Below are 13,284 nucleotides of genomic sequence, written 5' to 3' on the forward strand. Positions count from 1 at the left end.
TCTAAAAGCTTAGCAAAAAATGCAGTAGAATTCAAGAATTTTTCTTGATTTTCGTCCAACTTTCATATAAAATAAAACCATCAGATGAATCCCTTGGATTCTATCACTGATGGTTTATTAAGGTTCCTGGAACCTAAAAAAGGAGAAAATCTCTATGCTAATTGGAATTCCAAAAGAAATTAAAAACAATGAAAATCGTGTGGCTTTAACACCTGCCGGTGTCCACAGTTTGGTTGGTCGTGGACATCGAGTGCTCGTTGAAACAAATGCAGGACTTGGTTCTGGTTTTGCCGATGCTGATTATGAAAAACAAGGTGCAGAAATTGTTCCGACCGCAAAAGAAGCTTGGGCTGCAGAGTTAGTTGTTAAAGTAAAAGAACCTCTAGATACTGAATATCAGTACCTACGTGATGATTTACTTCTCTTCACCTACTTGCATATGGCAGCAGCCCCAGAATTAGCGGATGCTATGCTTGCAGCGAAAACAACTGGTGTTGCTTACGAGACTGTACGTGACAATCAAGGTCAACTACCATTGTTAGTCCCTATGAGTGAAGTTGCTGGTCGTATGGCTGTCCAAATCGGAGCTCACTTCTTGACTAAACAAGCTGGGGGTTCAGGTGTTCTTTTGGGTGGTGTCCCAGGTGTTCCTAAAGGTAAAGTAACTATTATCGGTGGTGGTGTAGTTGGTACTCACGCTGCACGTATCGCTCTTGGTTTGGGAGCTCAAGTTACTATTTTAGATATCAGTGCTAAACGTCTTTCAGTTCTTGAAGATGTCTTTGGTCATCAAATCCAAACACTCATGTCTAACCCATTTAATATCGAAGCAAGTGTTCGTGATGCTGACGTAGTTATCGGAGCGGTTCTAATCCCTGGAGCAAAAGCACCAAAACTTGTGACAAATGAAATGGTTCAACAAATGAGACCTGGTTCTGTTATCGTTGACGTTGCTGTTGACCAAGGTGGGGTTATCGCTACAGCTGACCGTGTTACTACACATGACAACCCTGTCTATGAAAAACATGGTGTCCTTCACTATGCAGTAGCAAACATTCCTGGAGCCGTTGCTCGTACTTCTACTATTGCACTTACGAATGTGACCCTTCCATATATCGAAGCCTTGGCAGGAAAAGGATTTAAGAAAGCAATCCTTGACGATGCTGGATTACGTGAAGGTGTAACAACTTATCAAGGTCAACTTACAAGTCAACCTGTTGCTGAAGGTTTACATCGTGAGTTTACTTCAATCAGTGAGCTTATTTAATCATTAAAAAAGAGCAGTTCAGACGAACTTGCTCTTTTTCTTTATTCTGTTTCTTCTTGATTTTCTGCTGCTTTGATAGGTCGAGGTTCATAGGCTATAATAATCTGAGCGACTACTGGATGTCGGACAACGTCCTTGGCTGAGAAGTGTACAAAGTCGATTTGGTGAATGTTCTTAAGTTTTTCTTGGGCATCGATCAAACCTGACTTGACATTGCGAGGTAGGTCAATCTGACTAATATCACCATTGACAATCATTTTAGAATTGAATCCTAAACGTGTCAAGAACATCTTCATCTGCATGATGGTTGTATTTTGTGCTTCATCCAAAATGACAAAGGCATCATCCAAGGTACGTCCACGCATATAGGCCAAAGGTGCAATCTCAATAATTTCTCGCTCCATGAGACGAGTTGTTTGGTCTTTCCCTAAAATCTGATATAAGGCATCGTATACTGGACGAAGATAAGGGTCTACCTTTTCCTTCAAATCTCCTGGTAGAAATCCCAAACTTTCCCCAGCTTCTACTGCTGGACGAGTTAAGATGATACGCTTAACTTGACCACGCTTGAGTGCTGTCACTGCCAAAGTCACTGCTAGAAATGTCTTACCCGTCCCAGCAGGCCCAATTCCAAAGGTAACATCGTGATTCTTAACACTATCAACATAAAGCTTTTGTCCTAGTGTCTTCACACGAATAGGCTTACCAGTATTATCTTTGATGATTTCTTCTTCATAGAGGGCGACAAACTTATCAATTTCATGATTTCTCACCATATTAATGGCTGTTACCACATCAGGAGTTCCGACAGTCATCCCACGATTGACCAAGACCATCAAGGCCTGTATAACCTGACGTGCTTCTTCACAAGATGACTCCTCTCCCAAGACTTGTACAATCTCTGTACGAGCATGGATGATAATATCTAACTCTTCCTCCATCAAACGAAGATGGCGTTCATTGGAACCAAAAAGATGAAACAGGTCATCTGGATGACTTAACTGAATGTCTATTGAATGTTCCTTCAAACAAAGAACCTCTCTAACTCTTTAATTTTTTTTATTATAGCAAAGGCATTTAGAAAATGCTATCCTCAACACCTAAAGCAGATCTAATGTTCTACATATTCCTGCCAGATACGATCGAAGTCTCCCATATTAAAGGAAAAACTGGCATGTTCTTCTAAAAATCGACTGACTTGATCAAAATCATCCGTGTGTTTTGGGAAAGCTGATTCCTCAAAGGCAAGATCCGCTAAAATTGCTTTAGGACTATGACTTTTAGGATTACGCTCTGTCATAAGCCAAGTATAAAATGATTTTCTCATATAACTCCCTAAATTAACTCTGTTCCAAACTCATCCTGTTTGATTTTCCCAGCCTTCATCAAGCCACCAAGTGCTTTTTTGAACTGACCTTTAGAGATACCGAAGGTTGCCTTAATATCGTCAGGTGACGATTTGTCATTCAAGGTCATAAATCCACCATTGCTTTCCAAGTATGTCAAAATCATTTGTGCATCATTTTCTAACATCTCAAAAGATCGAGGTTTAAGTGAGAGATTAAGGGTACGATCAACCTCACGGAAGCCTATCACACGCACATCTAGGACTTGACCCAAACGTGGCTCTGCATAACGTTCACTTGGATGAATAAAGCCCAGCATATTATTTTCAGGTAGATAAACGAAGGTACCCGATAACTTAAGACGATAAACGATTGCAGGCCAGTTCTGGTTTTGCATGTTGTTGTAGGCAGGACGTGCTAATCGTTGGAAGTCCTCTTGGTAGGCTAAGAGTCCCCAGATACGGTCTTTCTTATCTACTTCTAGACGAACATAAAGTTTATCGCCCTTCTTAGGCCAAAGCTCTTTCAGTTCAGGTAGGATATCCAGTGACACAACGATTTCCTTGTCAGGAAGCCCTGTATCAACAAAGACACCCAAATCCTTTCGAACTTCTGTTACTGTTCCCCAACCAAATTGCTCCTGAGTCGCAGTCACTTCTAAGGTAGTCAAGCGAAGTTTTTGCTTCATATCCGTGTAGGCAAAGCCTTTAACGGTATCACCTATTGCATGCTGGCCTTCTTCCTTATCTAGAGCATAGGTCTGACCATCCTTTTGGACAAAGTAAAAACTGTCATTTTCATCAGTTATCAGACCGATTATAAAACTAGCAAGATTTGTATTCATGTTTCCTTCTTTCGAATAAAACTCAGCCAGCAATGCCAACTGAGTTTTTCTGTTTATTTCTCAGACTTCCAATAGTTCTTTTTCTTTATTGGTGGTCATTTCATCGATGTGTTTAACAGCATCGTCTGTAGCTTTTTGAATATCTTTTTCAAGAGTTTTCAACTCATCTTCAGTGATTTCTTTAGCTTTTTCTTGTTTCTTAGCTTCATCCATAGCATCACGACGAATGTTACGGATAGCAACTTTAGCATTCTCACCAACTTTTTTCACTTCTTTAGCAAGGTCACGACGAGTTTCCTCTGTAAGAGCTGGAATTACTAAGCGAATAACAGAACCATCGTTAGCTGGTGTAATACCAAGGTCTGAAGCGTTTAAGGCACGTTCGATATCTTTTAAAGAAGTTTTATCAAATGGTGTTACCAACAAAACACGCGCTTCAGGGATTGTGATTGAAGCAATTTGGTTAAGAGGTGTTTCAACTCCATAATATTCTACATGGATACGGTCAAGCAAGCTAGCGTTAGCTCGTCCTGCACGGATACTTCCAAACTCACGAGAAAGTGAGTGGTGAGATTGGGTCATTCTCTCTTTTGCTTTTTCAACAATTGCGTTTGCCATAATCTTATTTTATTCCTTTTCTTCAATATTGTTAGAAACTGTAGTTCCGATATTTTCACCAAATACAACACGTTTGATATTGCCTGGTTGGTTCATGTTAAAGACAACCAAGTCGATATCGTTGTCCATTGAAAGTGTTGAAGCAGTCGAATCCATGATTCGAAGACCTTTACTAATAACATCACGGTGAGTCAATTCTTCAAACTTAACCGCTGTCTTATCTTTCTTAGGATCGGCATTATAAACACCATCAACACCATTTTTTGCCATCAAAATGGCGTCTGCCTCAATTTCAGCCGCACGAAGGGCTGCTGTTGTATCCGTTGAGAAGTAAGGTGAACCAACTCCAGCACCAAAGATAACAATACGACCTTTTTCAAGATGACGAAGGGCACGTCCTCGAATATAAGGTTCAGCTACTTGTTGCATTGCGATTGCAGTCTGAACGCGTGTATCCACTCCAACTTGTTGCAATGAATCTGCCATCACAAGAGCGTTCATAACTGTTCCAAGCATTCCTGTATAGTCTGCTTGTACACGATCCATGCCAGCTTCCGCAGCAGGTTCTCCACGCCAAAGGTTACCACCTCCGATAACGAGAGCAATTTCAATTCCTAAGTTATGTACTTCTTGAATTTCTTGTGCCATTGCTTGAACTGTTTTAATATCAATACCTACACCACGTTCACCAGCAAGGGCCTCACCTGATAACTTGATCAAAATGCGTTTATATTTTGGTTCCACCTGACTTCGCTCCTTTGTTTTATTCAAACTATTTTATCACATTTTTTGATAATTTTATAGTCTCACGGACCAAACTTTCAAAAAATTATAGGCTTAAAAATTCTTCTAAATCAGTTAAAGCACGTTCTGCAATCTTTTCATAGCGAGCCTTTTTATCACGAATACGCTCACCTTCTAACTCCTTGATAATCCCAAAGTTGACATTCATTGGTTGGAAATGCTTGCTATCAGCATGAGTGATATAATGAGCTAAACTTCCGATAGCTGTTGTCTCTGGGAAAATAGCCTCTCTTTCTCCTTTAAAGAGACGAGCAGCATTTATTCCAGCAACCAATCCTGAAGCTGCTGACTCAACGTAACCCTCTACTCCTGTCATCTGACCAGCAAAGAAGAGATTTGGCTGTTTCTTAGAACGGTATGTCTGTTCAAGAAGATTTGGCGAATCCATATAGGAATTACGATGCATGACACCATAACGGACAAACTCAGCATTTTCAAGACCTGGAATCATTTGGAAGACACGCTTCTGCTCTCCCCATTTGAGGTGAGTTTGGAAACCAACGATGTTATAAAGACTTCCAGCCGCATTGTCCTGACGAAGCTGAACGACTGCATAAGGAGTTTTAAAGTCACCATCACGAGGTCCCTTGTAGTCATCCGGATATTCTAGACCAACTGGTTTCATAGGGCCATAGAGCATAGTTTTAATGCCACGTTTAGCCATAACTTCAATTGGCATACACCCTTCAAAGTACTTTTCTTTTTCAAAAGAATTAAGGGGTGCTTCTTCTGCATTGACCAAAGCTTCATGGAAATCCATAAACTCTTGCTTGGTCATCGGAGCATTGAGGTAGGCAGCTTCTCCCTTGTCATACCGAGACTTGAGATAGACCTTGCTCATATCGATGGTGTTGACGTCGATAATAGGCGCTGCCGCGTCGTAAAAATAGAAGCCATCGCCGTCATTAAGGGCATGAATTTTCTCAGCCAGGGCATCGCTAGTCAAGGGACCAGTAGCGACAACCGTAATAACATCTGTCGGCAATTCTGTAATTTCATCACGAACCACTTCAATCAAAGGATGATTAGCAATTTTTTCAGTAACCATTTGAGAAAAACCGTCACGGTCAACCGCGAGAGCACCACCAGCAGGAACCCGCGTTGCTTCTGCTGATTCTAAAATCACAGAACCAAGACGACGCATTTCTTCCTTGAGGAGTCCGACAGCATTTGTAAGAGCATCCCCTCGTAATGAGTTGGAACACACTAATTCTGCAAAATTATCTGTTTTATGCTGAGGTGTTGATTTGACACCACGCATTTCATAGAGTTTAACTGGAATACCACGCTCTGCGATTTGATAGGCTGCTTCCGAACCTGCTAAACCAGCACCGATAACATGGATATAAGATTGAGACATGACACTAATACCTCTTTGGGTGGAACCTAAATTCATATCAAAACAAGCTACTGGACTGTTTGACACCCACAAATCTTTCTAATTTTTCTTTTACTAGTATAACAAAAAAAGGGAAGAAGGCAAACTTCCCTGTTTAGTCATCCGATTGTTTCTCTTCCCATTCGTGGTAGGCAGCATAGAGCTGGCTTTTATTCCACTGATAAATTTTAGCGACTTCCTTAATGGCTTGATTTTTCTTAACACCTTCTTGGATACGATTTTGTATTTCAGAGAATAAATCTTCTTCATCCTTATCTTCAACTTCTAGACTAGCACCTTCCACAATCAGAAGGCATTCGCCTTTGAGCGGTGTTTGAGAAATATTTTCTAACAATTCAGTAATACTTCCACGTTGGTATTCTTCAAAAATCTTGGTCAATTCGCGAACCAGAACTACTGGACGGTCACCATAGACTTCTAGCATATTTTCTAGCGTATCTGCGACACGATGTGGAGATTCATAGAAAATCTGGGTCTCAGGATAATCTTTTTTTGATTCGAAAAATTGCTTTTGTTGTCCCGATTTTCGAGGTAAGAATCCATAAAAAATATGGGGTTGTGGAGCTAAACCACTGGCAATCAAGGCAGAAATTCCTGCGCTAGCACCTGGAACTGTGACAACTGCTATATCTTCTTCAATTGCTGCCTTGACCAAATCATGACCTGGGTCAGAAATACTTGGCAAACCTGCATCCGAAACTTGAGCAATACTTTGTCCTGCTTTCAGGAAACCAATCAAATCAGGAATTTTATCCTTGGCATTGTGCTCATGAAAACTGATTTGTTTGGTTGAAATATCGAAATGCTTCAGCAATAGACCGGTATTACGAGTATCCTCGGCAGCAATCCAATCCACTTCTTTCAAAGTCTGAATAGCACGAAAGGTCATATCCTCTAGATTTCCAATTGGAGTTGCGACAAGATATAACTTACCGTAAGGTGACTGCCCTTTAAAACTTTTTTGAATCTGCATGCTTACTCCCTAAACAACAATTCATCACAAAACATACATTCTGCGTCTTGTTCACGACGTTGGCCATAAAAGTCGCGACACACATGAAAACCGTCGTCATAGATTCGGCTCACGTTTTCTCTAACATGCTTGGTCTTAGTTGGAGCTGTTTCTTCTTCCTCACTCAAGCGCTCTCTCAGTTTATCGTTCTCTAAACGAAGAGCTGTATTCTCTTCTACAACACTCTTGAGATTTTTTTTGATGGCTTCGACATCTGCCAAGGTTGCCAACAACTGTTGAGAAAAATCATCTAAGGCATCAAATAATTCTTTCTTGTTCATGAACAGCCCTTTCTTTCTCTGTTTTCATCTTCATTTTATTGTAAAACTAGGTATTCCAAAGAATTCTGGAAAGACACATTTGCTTTCCACATTTTTCTGGCTTCGAGAAGGTTTTGCAATATTGTACGTGCTACATTTTTTTGAATCTCTTGGCCTGCTAAAACTTCTAAAATTCTAAAGACTTGGTCTTGTTTTTCTTTGTCATCTGCTAAGCTAGCCAATTTTGCAACCTGTAAGTAGGATTCCTTTTTCCCAGACTCCAACCAGCTATAGAAACGTTCACTTTCTTCAAGTAGAGTCCAAAAACTTGTTTGATTTATCAGTTTTTCGGCTTCTGCTTGTGATTGACTAAACTCAGCTAAAAGCCTTGCTTTATTTTTTACCAATCCTGCTTGTTCAAGTTGATTCTTAAGGCTTTCAACTTGTTTCTTAAATTGGAAAATTTGAGTCCGGCTTCGGATAGTTGGTAACATCTGCTCTTGATCATTGGTTAAAAAGAAAATATAGATTTCACTTTGCGGTTCTTCAATGACCTTTAGTAGTGAATTGGCGGCATTGGCATGCATTTTTTCTGCTTGTTCAATAATAAAAACCTGACGTTGATTTTCGATTCCTGATTGAGAAAATTGGCCAACTAATTCTCGGATTCGTTCCGTTTTAATGATTTGATTCATCGGACGAATAATAGTGACATCAGGAAATTCTTCCTGATCAATCAACTTACAATTTCGGCAAGACTCGCAAGGTAAGACCCCCTGCTTTTCTGTACAGAACAAACTCTTAGATAGAAATAAGGCCATCTCCATACTTCCAAAAAATCCTGAAAAGAGATAGGCATGATTCAGCTGTCTTTGTTCTAAGATGTGAACAAAACGGTCAAATTGCTGGGGTTGACAAGCTCTTAATTGCTCTTGATTCATTCTGTCAGCCCCATTCTGTCAAACAAGACTTGCTTAGTATTTTCAACCACTTGATCTAGTGGTAAACTCGCATCGATTTTAACAATACGTTCACCTTCTTTTTCAAGAAGAGAAAGATAGCCTTGACGAACTTTTCTGTGCAGGTCTAAACCTTCCAAATCTAAACGATTGACTTCGCGATCACTGTTTGCCGCGATTCTTTCAAGCCCCTTCTCCACTTCAATATCAAAATAAAGTGTCAAATCTGGCTTGAGACCATCTGTCGCAAATTGATTGAGCCAGTCAATAGCTTCAATATCCAAACCACGACCAAAGCCTTGATAAGCAACTGAACTATCAATAAAACGATCCATGATAACCAATTTCCCAGCTGCAAGTGCTGGCAAGACCTTCTCTACTAGGTGCTGTCTACGACTTGCAATATAGAGAAGCAACTCTGTCTTTGGATCCATCTGAGTATGACTAAGATCTAGAATGACTTCTCGAATCTTCTCACCAATCAAAACACCACCTGGCTCACGAGTTGTTAAAAACTCAATATTCTTTTCTTCTAACAAAGGAAGGATAGCTTCAAGCACACTCGTTTTACCAGCTCCCTCTGGCCCCTCTAAAGAGACTAAAAATCCTTTTGACATGACGAACTCATTTCTTTTTTTCTTCCTTCTATTCTATCAAAAAAACAGGCATTTGTGAAAAGCTTTTTAACCTAATAAAAATTTATTCTGAAAAACTAGGATATACATTCGTTAATAAATAAGGTAATTATTTAATTAAGTTTCTAGATTCGTAATCAACTACCATACTTTCTTATTTTGTCTTTGTATAACTAGAAAAAAAGAACCTTGCATAGCAAGATTCTTTTAATGTCTGACTTAAATAATTGTTCTTCTGGGAACTAAATCGAATTAAGCTTCGATTTCTGTAACCATACCTGAACCAACAGTACGTCCACCCTCACGGATAGAGAATGTAGTACCTTGTTCTACGGCGATTGGGTGGATCAACTCAACGTCGATTGTCACGTTATCACCTGGCATTACCATTTCAGTACCTGCTGGAAGTTCGATTGAACCTGTAACGTCAGTAGTACGGAAGTAGAATTGTGGACGGTAGTTGTTGAAGAATGGAGTGTGACGTCCACCTTCTTCTTTAGTAAGGATGTAAACTTCACCTTTGAATTTAGTGTGTGGGTTGATTGAACCTGGTTTAGCGATAACTTGTCCACGTTCGATTTCGTCACGTTGAACACCACGAAGAAGGATACCTACGTTATCTCCTGCAAGACCTTCGTCAAGTTGTTTACGGAACATTTCAACACCAGTAACAACAGCTTTCTTAGTTTCTTCTTTGATACCAACGATTTCGATTTCGTCGTTGACACGAACAGTACCACGGTCGATACGTCCTGAAGCAACTGTACCACGTCCAGTGATTGAGAATACGTCCTCGACTGGAAGAAGCAATGGTTTGTCAGTGTCGCGTTCTGGTTCTGGGATGTACTCATCAACAGTATTCATCAATTCCATGATGATGTCTTCGTATTTAGAGTCACCTTCAAGAGCTTTAAGAGCTGAACCTTGGATAACTGGAAGATCGTCACCTGGGAAGTCGTATTCTGAAAGAAGGTCACGGATTTCCATTTCAACCAATTCAAGCAATTCTTCGTCGTCAACCAAGTCGATCTTGTTCATGAAGACGATCAAGTGTTTAACACCAACCTGACGTGAAAGAAGGATGTGCTCACGAGTTTGTGGCATTGGTCCATCTGTAGAAGCTACTACAAGGATAGCTCCGTCCATTTGAGCGGCACCAGTGATCATGTTTTTAACGTAGTCCGCGTGTCCTGGAGCGTCGATGTGGGCATAGTGACGTTTTTCAGTTTCGTACTCAACGTGCGCAGTGTTGATAGTGATACCGCGTTCGCGTTCTTCTGGAGCAGCATCGATAGACGCATAGTCTTTAGGTTGGTTAACTGATGAAGGCAAGCGACGTGCCAAAACAGTTGTGATTGCTGCAGTTAGGGTAGTTTTACCGTGGTCAACGTGTCCGATTGTACCAATGTTAACGTGTGGTTTACTACGATCGTATTTTTCTTTTGCCATTTGAGTAAAAGCCTCCAATAAAATATATTTTATAGATAGACAGTAGGCAATACAGTCTAACTTTCCTTACTATTTTATCAAATTTCAGCTAAATTGCAAGTGTTTTACATAGAATTTGTGAATTATTCTTATCCTATCCTAAACAAGACAATCCTATAATTTGAAATAAGTAAATTTCTTTTAAAATTTAAGAAAAAGAATCAGAAAGATCTGATTCTTTATTCTTATAATTGATTTTTAACTTCTTTTACTTCCTTGTGATTTTCATACAATCGGACTAAGAATTTGGCAATCTCTTTTAAAATCGAATAAGTTGGAACAGCAACAATCATTCCAACAACACCATAAATATTACTAGATAATAGTAACAAAACTAAAATAGTTATTGGGTGAACTTTCATAACCCCACCAACAATCCGTGGATATAATACATTCCCATCAATCTGTTGAATAACAAGCATGTAAATCACTGCAATTAACATCTTTTGAGGATCTGTAAATAGGTTTGATATGATCATCGGTATAAGACCAATACTAGGTCCAACATAAGGAATTAAATTAGCTAAACCTGAAAAGATTGCAAATACTAGTGCATATTTCAAACCAATAACACTATAGCCGATATAGGCTAAACATCCAATGATAACTGCATCAATTGAAACTCCACTGATATAGCGGGAAATAGTGGCATTTAGATTTTTTATTAGACCAGAAATATTCAGTCTATCATATTTTAAAATACTTCTTTCTAGCATAGGTAAAAACTTATGTCCATCTAGCAAGAAATAAATTAAAAAGACTGGCGTCATGATAATAATCAGGACAGTGCTAACTAATGCAGATAAGACACTACCTACACTATTTGTAACACCATTTAAGATATTTTGTAGGATGTCTACATAAGACAGATTCAGCTGTTGAATAGTCTTTTGAACATCTAGATTTTGAAAAGCTGGGTATTTGGATAATTGTATTACCAAATCTTGAATACGACTGTATATATCTTGGCTAGAATTAATCAAACTACTCAACTGATTGATTAAAATAGGTAAGAGATAGACAACACCTATCACAATCAGCCATACTAAGCCACAGAGAGTCAATAAAATTCCAATAATTCGATTCAGCTTTAATTTTTTCTCTAGAAACTGGACTAAGGGGTTCGTTAAATAATACAGAAAACCACCCAGTAAGAAAGGAATCATAATTGTATTTATTACACTAGCAAAAGGTGTAATAATAGCACCCATTTCTCTCCAAAGATAGAAAATTAAGGTTATCAGTAGTATTTCAGTAGTCCAGAAGAATAATTTGTTTCTCCGAAACATATGCCACCTCCTCTTCACCTTATTTTATCATATTTAAAAAAAGATTGATAACCATTGTCATAAAATCAAGAATATTTTTTTTCTTTATGATAGAATAAAGTTACTATGAAGAAATTAATTTTAACTTTGATCACACCCCTGTTATTGGCTACTGCAACTCCTGTTTACGCGCAGGAATTTGATGTAGCAGCCAAGCACGCTATCGCTATAGAGGCTAACACTGGTAAGATTTTATATGAGAAAGACGCAACTCAACCTGTCGAAATTGCATCTATTAGTAAATTGATAACTGTTTATCTAGTATATGAAGCCTTGGAGCAAGGAAAAATTTCTCTGACTACTCCCGTTGAAATTTCTGACTATCCATACCAGCTTACTACCAATTCTGAAGCTAGTAATGTCCCTTTGGAAGCTCGAAACTATACTGTAGAAGAGTTGCTTGAAGCAACTTTAGTATCTAGTGCTAATAGTGCGGCTATTGCCCTTTCAGAGAAGATAGCTGGATCAGAAAAAGATTTTGTAGACATGATGAAAGCAAAATTGCTGGAATGGGGAATCCAAGATGCTACAATCGTAAATACAACTGGTCTTAATAATGAAATCCTTGGTAATAATATCTACCCAGGATCAAAAAAAGATGATGAGAACAAATTAAGTGCTTATGATGTGGCTATCGTTGCTCGTAACCTCATTCTAAAATATCCTCAAGTTTTAGAAATTACTAAGAAGCCAACTTCAACCTTTGCCGGAATGACTATCACCTCTACTAATTTTATGCTAGAGGATATGCCCGCTCACCGCGGTGGAATCGACGGATTGAAAACTGGTACGACCGATAAAGCTGGTGAATCCTTTGTTGGTACTACTGTTGAAAAAGGAATGAGAATAATTACGGTTGTCCTTAACGCTAATACACAAGCTGGCAACCCATACTCTCGTTTCACAGCTACTTCTTCTCTTTTAGACTATATCTCCTCAAACTACGCTCTGCAAACCGTTGTCAAGCAAGGTGAAAGTTATGAAGATAGTAAAACTTCGGTTGTGGATGGAAAAGATGATAATGTGACAGCTGTCGCAAAAGAAGATATCAAAATCGTTCAACGTTTAGGCAGTCGAGCCCAATCATCCATTAGTTATACACCATCTTCCAATCAACCTACGGCGCCTTTAGAAGCTGGTACAGTCGTTGGTCATTTAACCTACGATGATAAGGATTTAGTAGGCCAAGGCTATGTCACTTCTGATAGACCTAGCTTTGAAATGGTTGCAGAAAAAAATGTAGAAAAAGCTATCTTCCTTAAAGTTTGGTGGAATGGTTTTGTTCGATTCGTAAACGAAAAATTATAAAAAAAAAATCGCGATT

14 protein-coding genes are annotated in these 13,284 nt (G+C 39.1%); 2 read left to right on the forward strand and 12 right to left on the reverse strand.

Annotated elements, in window-relative coordinates; all coding sequences use genetic code 11:
• The first annotated feature begins 154 nt into the window (after positions 1–154).
• Positions 155–1,267: an alanine dehydrogenase gene (gene ald / locus BQ2679_RS08240; protein ID WP_075567724.1), complete on the forward strand. Its 1,113-nt coding sequence runs from the start codon at positions 155–157 to the stop codon at positions 1,265–1,267.
• A 41-nt stretch (positions 1,268–1,308) separates the two neighbouring features.
• Here ald and BQ2679_RS08245 read toward each other — a convergent pair whose 3' ends face one another.
• The 12 genes from BQ2679_RS08245 to BQ2679_RS08300 all read right to left on the reverse strand — a co-directional run bounded on the left by BQ2679_RS08245 (position 1,309) and on the right by BQ2679_RS08300 (position 11,921).
• Positions 1,309–2,295, reverse strand: a complete 987-nt coding sequence (locus BQ2679_RS08245) for a PhoH family protein (RefSeq protein ID WP_075567725.1) — start codon at positions 2,293–2,295, stop codon at positions 1,309–1,311.
• An 83-nt stretch (positions 2,296–2,378) separates the two neighbouring features.
• On the reverse strand, positions 2,379–2,594 hold the full coding sequence (locus BQ2679_RS08250) for a YozE family protein (RefSeq protein ID WP_075567726.1): 216 nt from the start codon (positions 2,592–2,594) through the stop codon (positions 2,379–2,381).
• Positions 2,595–2,602: 8 nt separating this feature from the next.
• Entirely contained in the window at positions 2,603–3,457 is an 855-nt protein-coding gene (gene cvfB, locus BQ2679_RS08255) for an RNA-binding virulence regulatory protein CvfB (protein WP_075567727.1), read from the reverse strand.
• Positions 3,458–3,517: 60 nt separating this feature from the next.
• Complete coding sequence (gene frr / locus BQ2679_RS08260) at positions 3,518–4,075, reverse strand: ribosome recycling factor (RefSeq protein ID WP_075567728.1); 558 nt, start codon at positions 4,073–4,075, stop codon at positions 3,518–3,520.
• Positions 4,076–4,084: 9 nt separating this feature from the next.
• Positions 4,085–4,819, reverse strand: a complete 735-nt coding sequence (pyrH, locus tag BQ2679_RS08265; RefSeq protein WP_222859730.1) for a UMP kinase — start codon at positions 4,817–4,819, stop codon at positions 4,085–4,087.
• 85 nt (positions 4,820–4,904) lie between these two features.
• Entirely contained in the window at positions 4,905–6,239 is a 1,335-nt protein-coding gene (gene trmFO / locus BQ2679_RS08270) for a methylenetetrahydrofolate--tRNA-(uracil(54)-C(5))-methyltransferase (FADH(2)-oxidizing) TrmFO (RefSeq protein ID WP_075567730.1), read from the reverse strand.
• 133 nt (positions 6,240–6,372) lie between these two features.
• On the reverse strand, positions 6,373–7,251 hold the full coding sequence (gene rsmI / locus BQ2679_RS08275; protein ID WP_075567731.1) for a 16S rRNA (cytidine(1402)-2'-O)-methyltransferase: 879 nt from the start codon (positions 7,249–7,251) through the stop codon (positions 6,373–6,375).
• A gap of 2 nt (positions 7,252–7,253) precedes the next feature.
• Positions 7,254–7,571 carry a DNA replication initiation control protein YabA gene (gene yabA / locus BQ2679_RS08280; protein ID WP_004253267.1) on the reverse strand — a complete coding sequence of 106 codons (318 nt, stop codon included), beginning with the start codon at positions 7,569–7,571 and terminating at the stop codon, positions 7,254–7,256.
• Between the two features lie 35 nt (positions 7,572–7,606).
• Positions 7,607–8,491 (reverse strand): DNA polymerase III subunit delta', encoded by an 885-nt coding sequence (locus BQ2679_RS08285; RefSeq protein WP_075567732.1) that lies wholly within the window; start codon positions 8,489–8,491, stop codon positions 7,607–7,609.
• A complete protein-coding gene (gene tmk / locus BQ2679_RS08290; RefSeq protein ID WP_075567733.1) occupies positions 8,488–9,126 on the reverse strand; it encodes a dTMP kinase in 639 nt (212 codons plus the stop codon). The genes BQ2679_RS08285 and tmk overlap by 4 nt, the downstream gene beginning before the upstream one ends.
• A gap of 270 nt (positions 9,127–9,396) precedes the next feature.
• Positions 9,397–10,593, reverse strand: a complete 1,197-nt coding sequence (gene tuf / locus BQ2679_RS08295) for an elongation factor Tu (protein ID WP_075567734.1) — start codon at positions 10,591–10,593, stop codon at positions 9,397–9,399.
• Between the two features lie 224 nt (positions 10,594–10,817).
• Complete coding sequence (locus BQ2679_RS08300) at positions 10,818–11,921, reverse strand: AI-2E family transporter (protein WP_075567735.1); 1,104 nt, start codon at positions 11,919–11,921, stop codon at positions 10,818–10,820.
• 105 nt (positions 11,922–12,026) lie between these two features.
• Here BQ2679_RS08300 and pbp3 point away from each other — a divergent pair, with 105 nt between their 5' ends.
• Positions 12,027–13,268 (forward strand): D-alanyl-D-alanine carboxypeptidase PBP3, encoded by a 1,242-nt coding sequence (pbp3, locus tag BQ2679_RS08305; protein WP_075567736.1) that lies wholly within the window; start codon positions 12,027–12,029, stop codon positions 13,266–13,268.
• Positions 13,269–13,284: the final 16 nt, after the last annotated feature.

Origin of the sequence: Streptococcus timonensis (assembly GCF_900095845.1) — a bacterium.
Lineage (GTDB): Bacteria > Bacillota > Bacilli > Lactobacillales > Streptococcaceae > Streptococcus > Streptococcus timonensis.

What these genes read in the sequence shown, in the direction of transcription:
- trmFO (WP_075567730.1), bottom strand. Translation starts at nt 6,239, where the DNA reads ATGTCTCAATCTTATATCCATGTTATCGGTGCTGGTTTAGCAGGTTCG.
- BQ2679_RS08285 (WP_075567732.1), bottom strand. Translation starts at nt 8,491, where the DNA reads ATGAATCAAGAGCAATTAAGAGCTTGTCAACCCCAGCAATTTGACCGT.
- pbp3 (WP_075567736.1), top strand. Translation starts at nt 12,027, where the DNA reads ATGAAGAAATTAATTTTAACTTTGATCACACCCCTGTTATTGGCTACT.
- tmk (WP_075567733.1), bottom strand. Translation starts at nt 9,126, where the DNA reads ATGTCAAAAGGATTTTTAGTCTCTTTAGAGGGGCCAGAGGGAGCTGGT.
- frr (WP_075567728.1), bottom strand. Translation starts at nt 4,075, where the DNA reads ATGGCAAACGCAATTGTTGAAAAAGCAAAAGAGAGAATGACCCAATCT.
- rsmI (WP_075567731.1), bottom strand. Translation starts at nt 7,251, where the DNA reads ATGCAGATTCAAAAAAGTTTTAAAGGGCAGTCACCTTACGGTAAGTTA.
- BQ2679_RS08300 (WP_075567735.1), bottom strand. Translation starts at nt 11,921, where the DNA reads ATGTTTCGGAGAAACAAATTATTCTTCTGGACTACTGAAATACTACTG.
- BQ2679_RS08250 (WP_075567726.1), bottom strand. Translation starts at nt 2,594, where the DNA reads ATGAGAAAATCATTTTATACTTGGCTTATGACAGAGCGTAATCCTAAA.
- ald (WP_075567724.1), top strand. Translation starts at nt 155, where the DNA reads ATGCTAATTGGAATTCCAAAAGAAATTAAAAACAATGAAAATCGTGTG.
- tuf (WP_075567734.1), bottom strand. Translation starts at nt 10,593, where the DNA reads ATGGCAAAAGAAAAATACGATCGTAGTAAACCACACGTTAACATTGGT.
- yabA (WP_004253267.1), bottom strand. Translation starts at nt 7,571, where the DNA reads ATGAACAAGAAAGAATTATTTGATGCCTTAGATGATTTTTCTCAACAG.
- cvfB (WP_075567727.1), bottom strand. Translation starts at nt 3,457, where the DNA reads ATGAATACAAATCTTGCTAGTTTTATAATCGGTCTGATAACTGATGAA.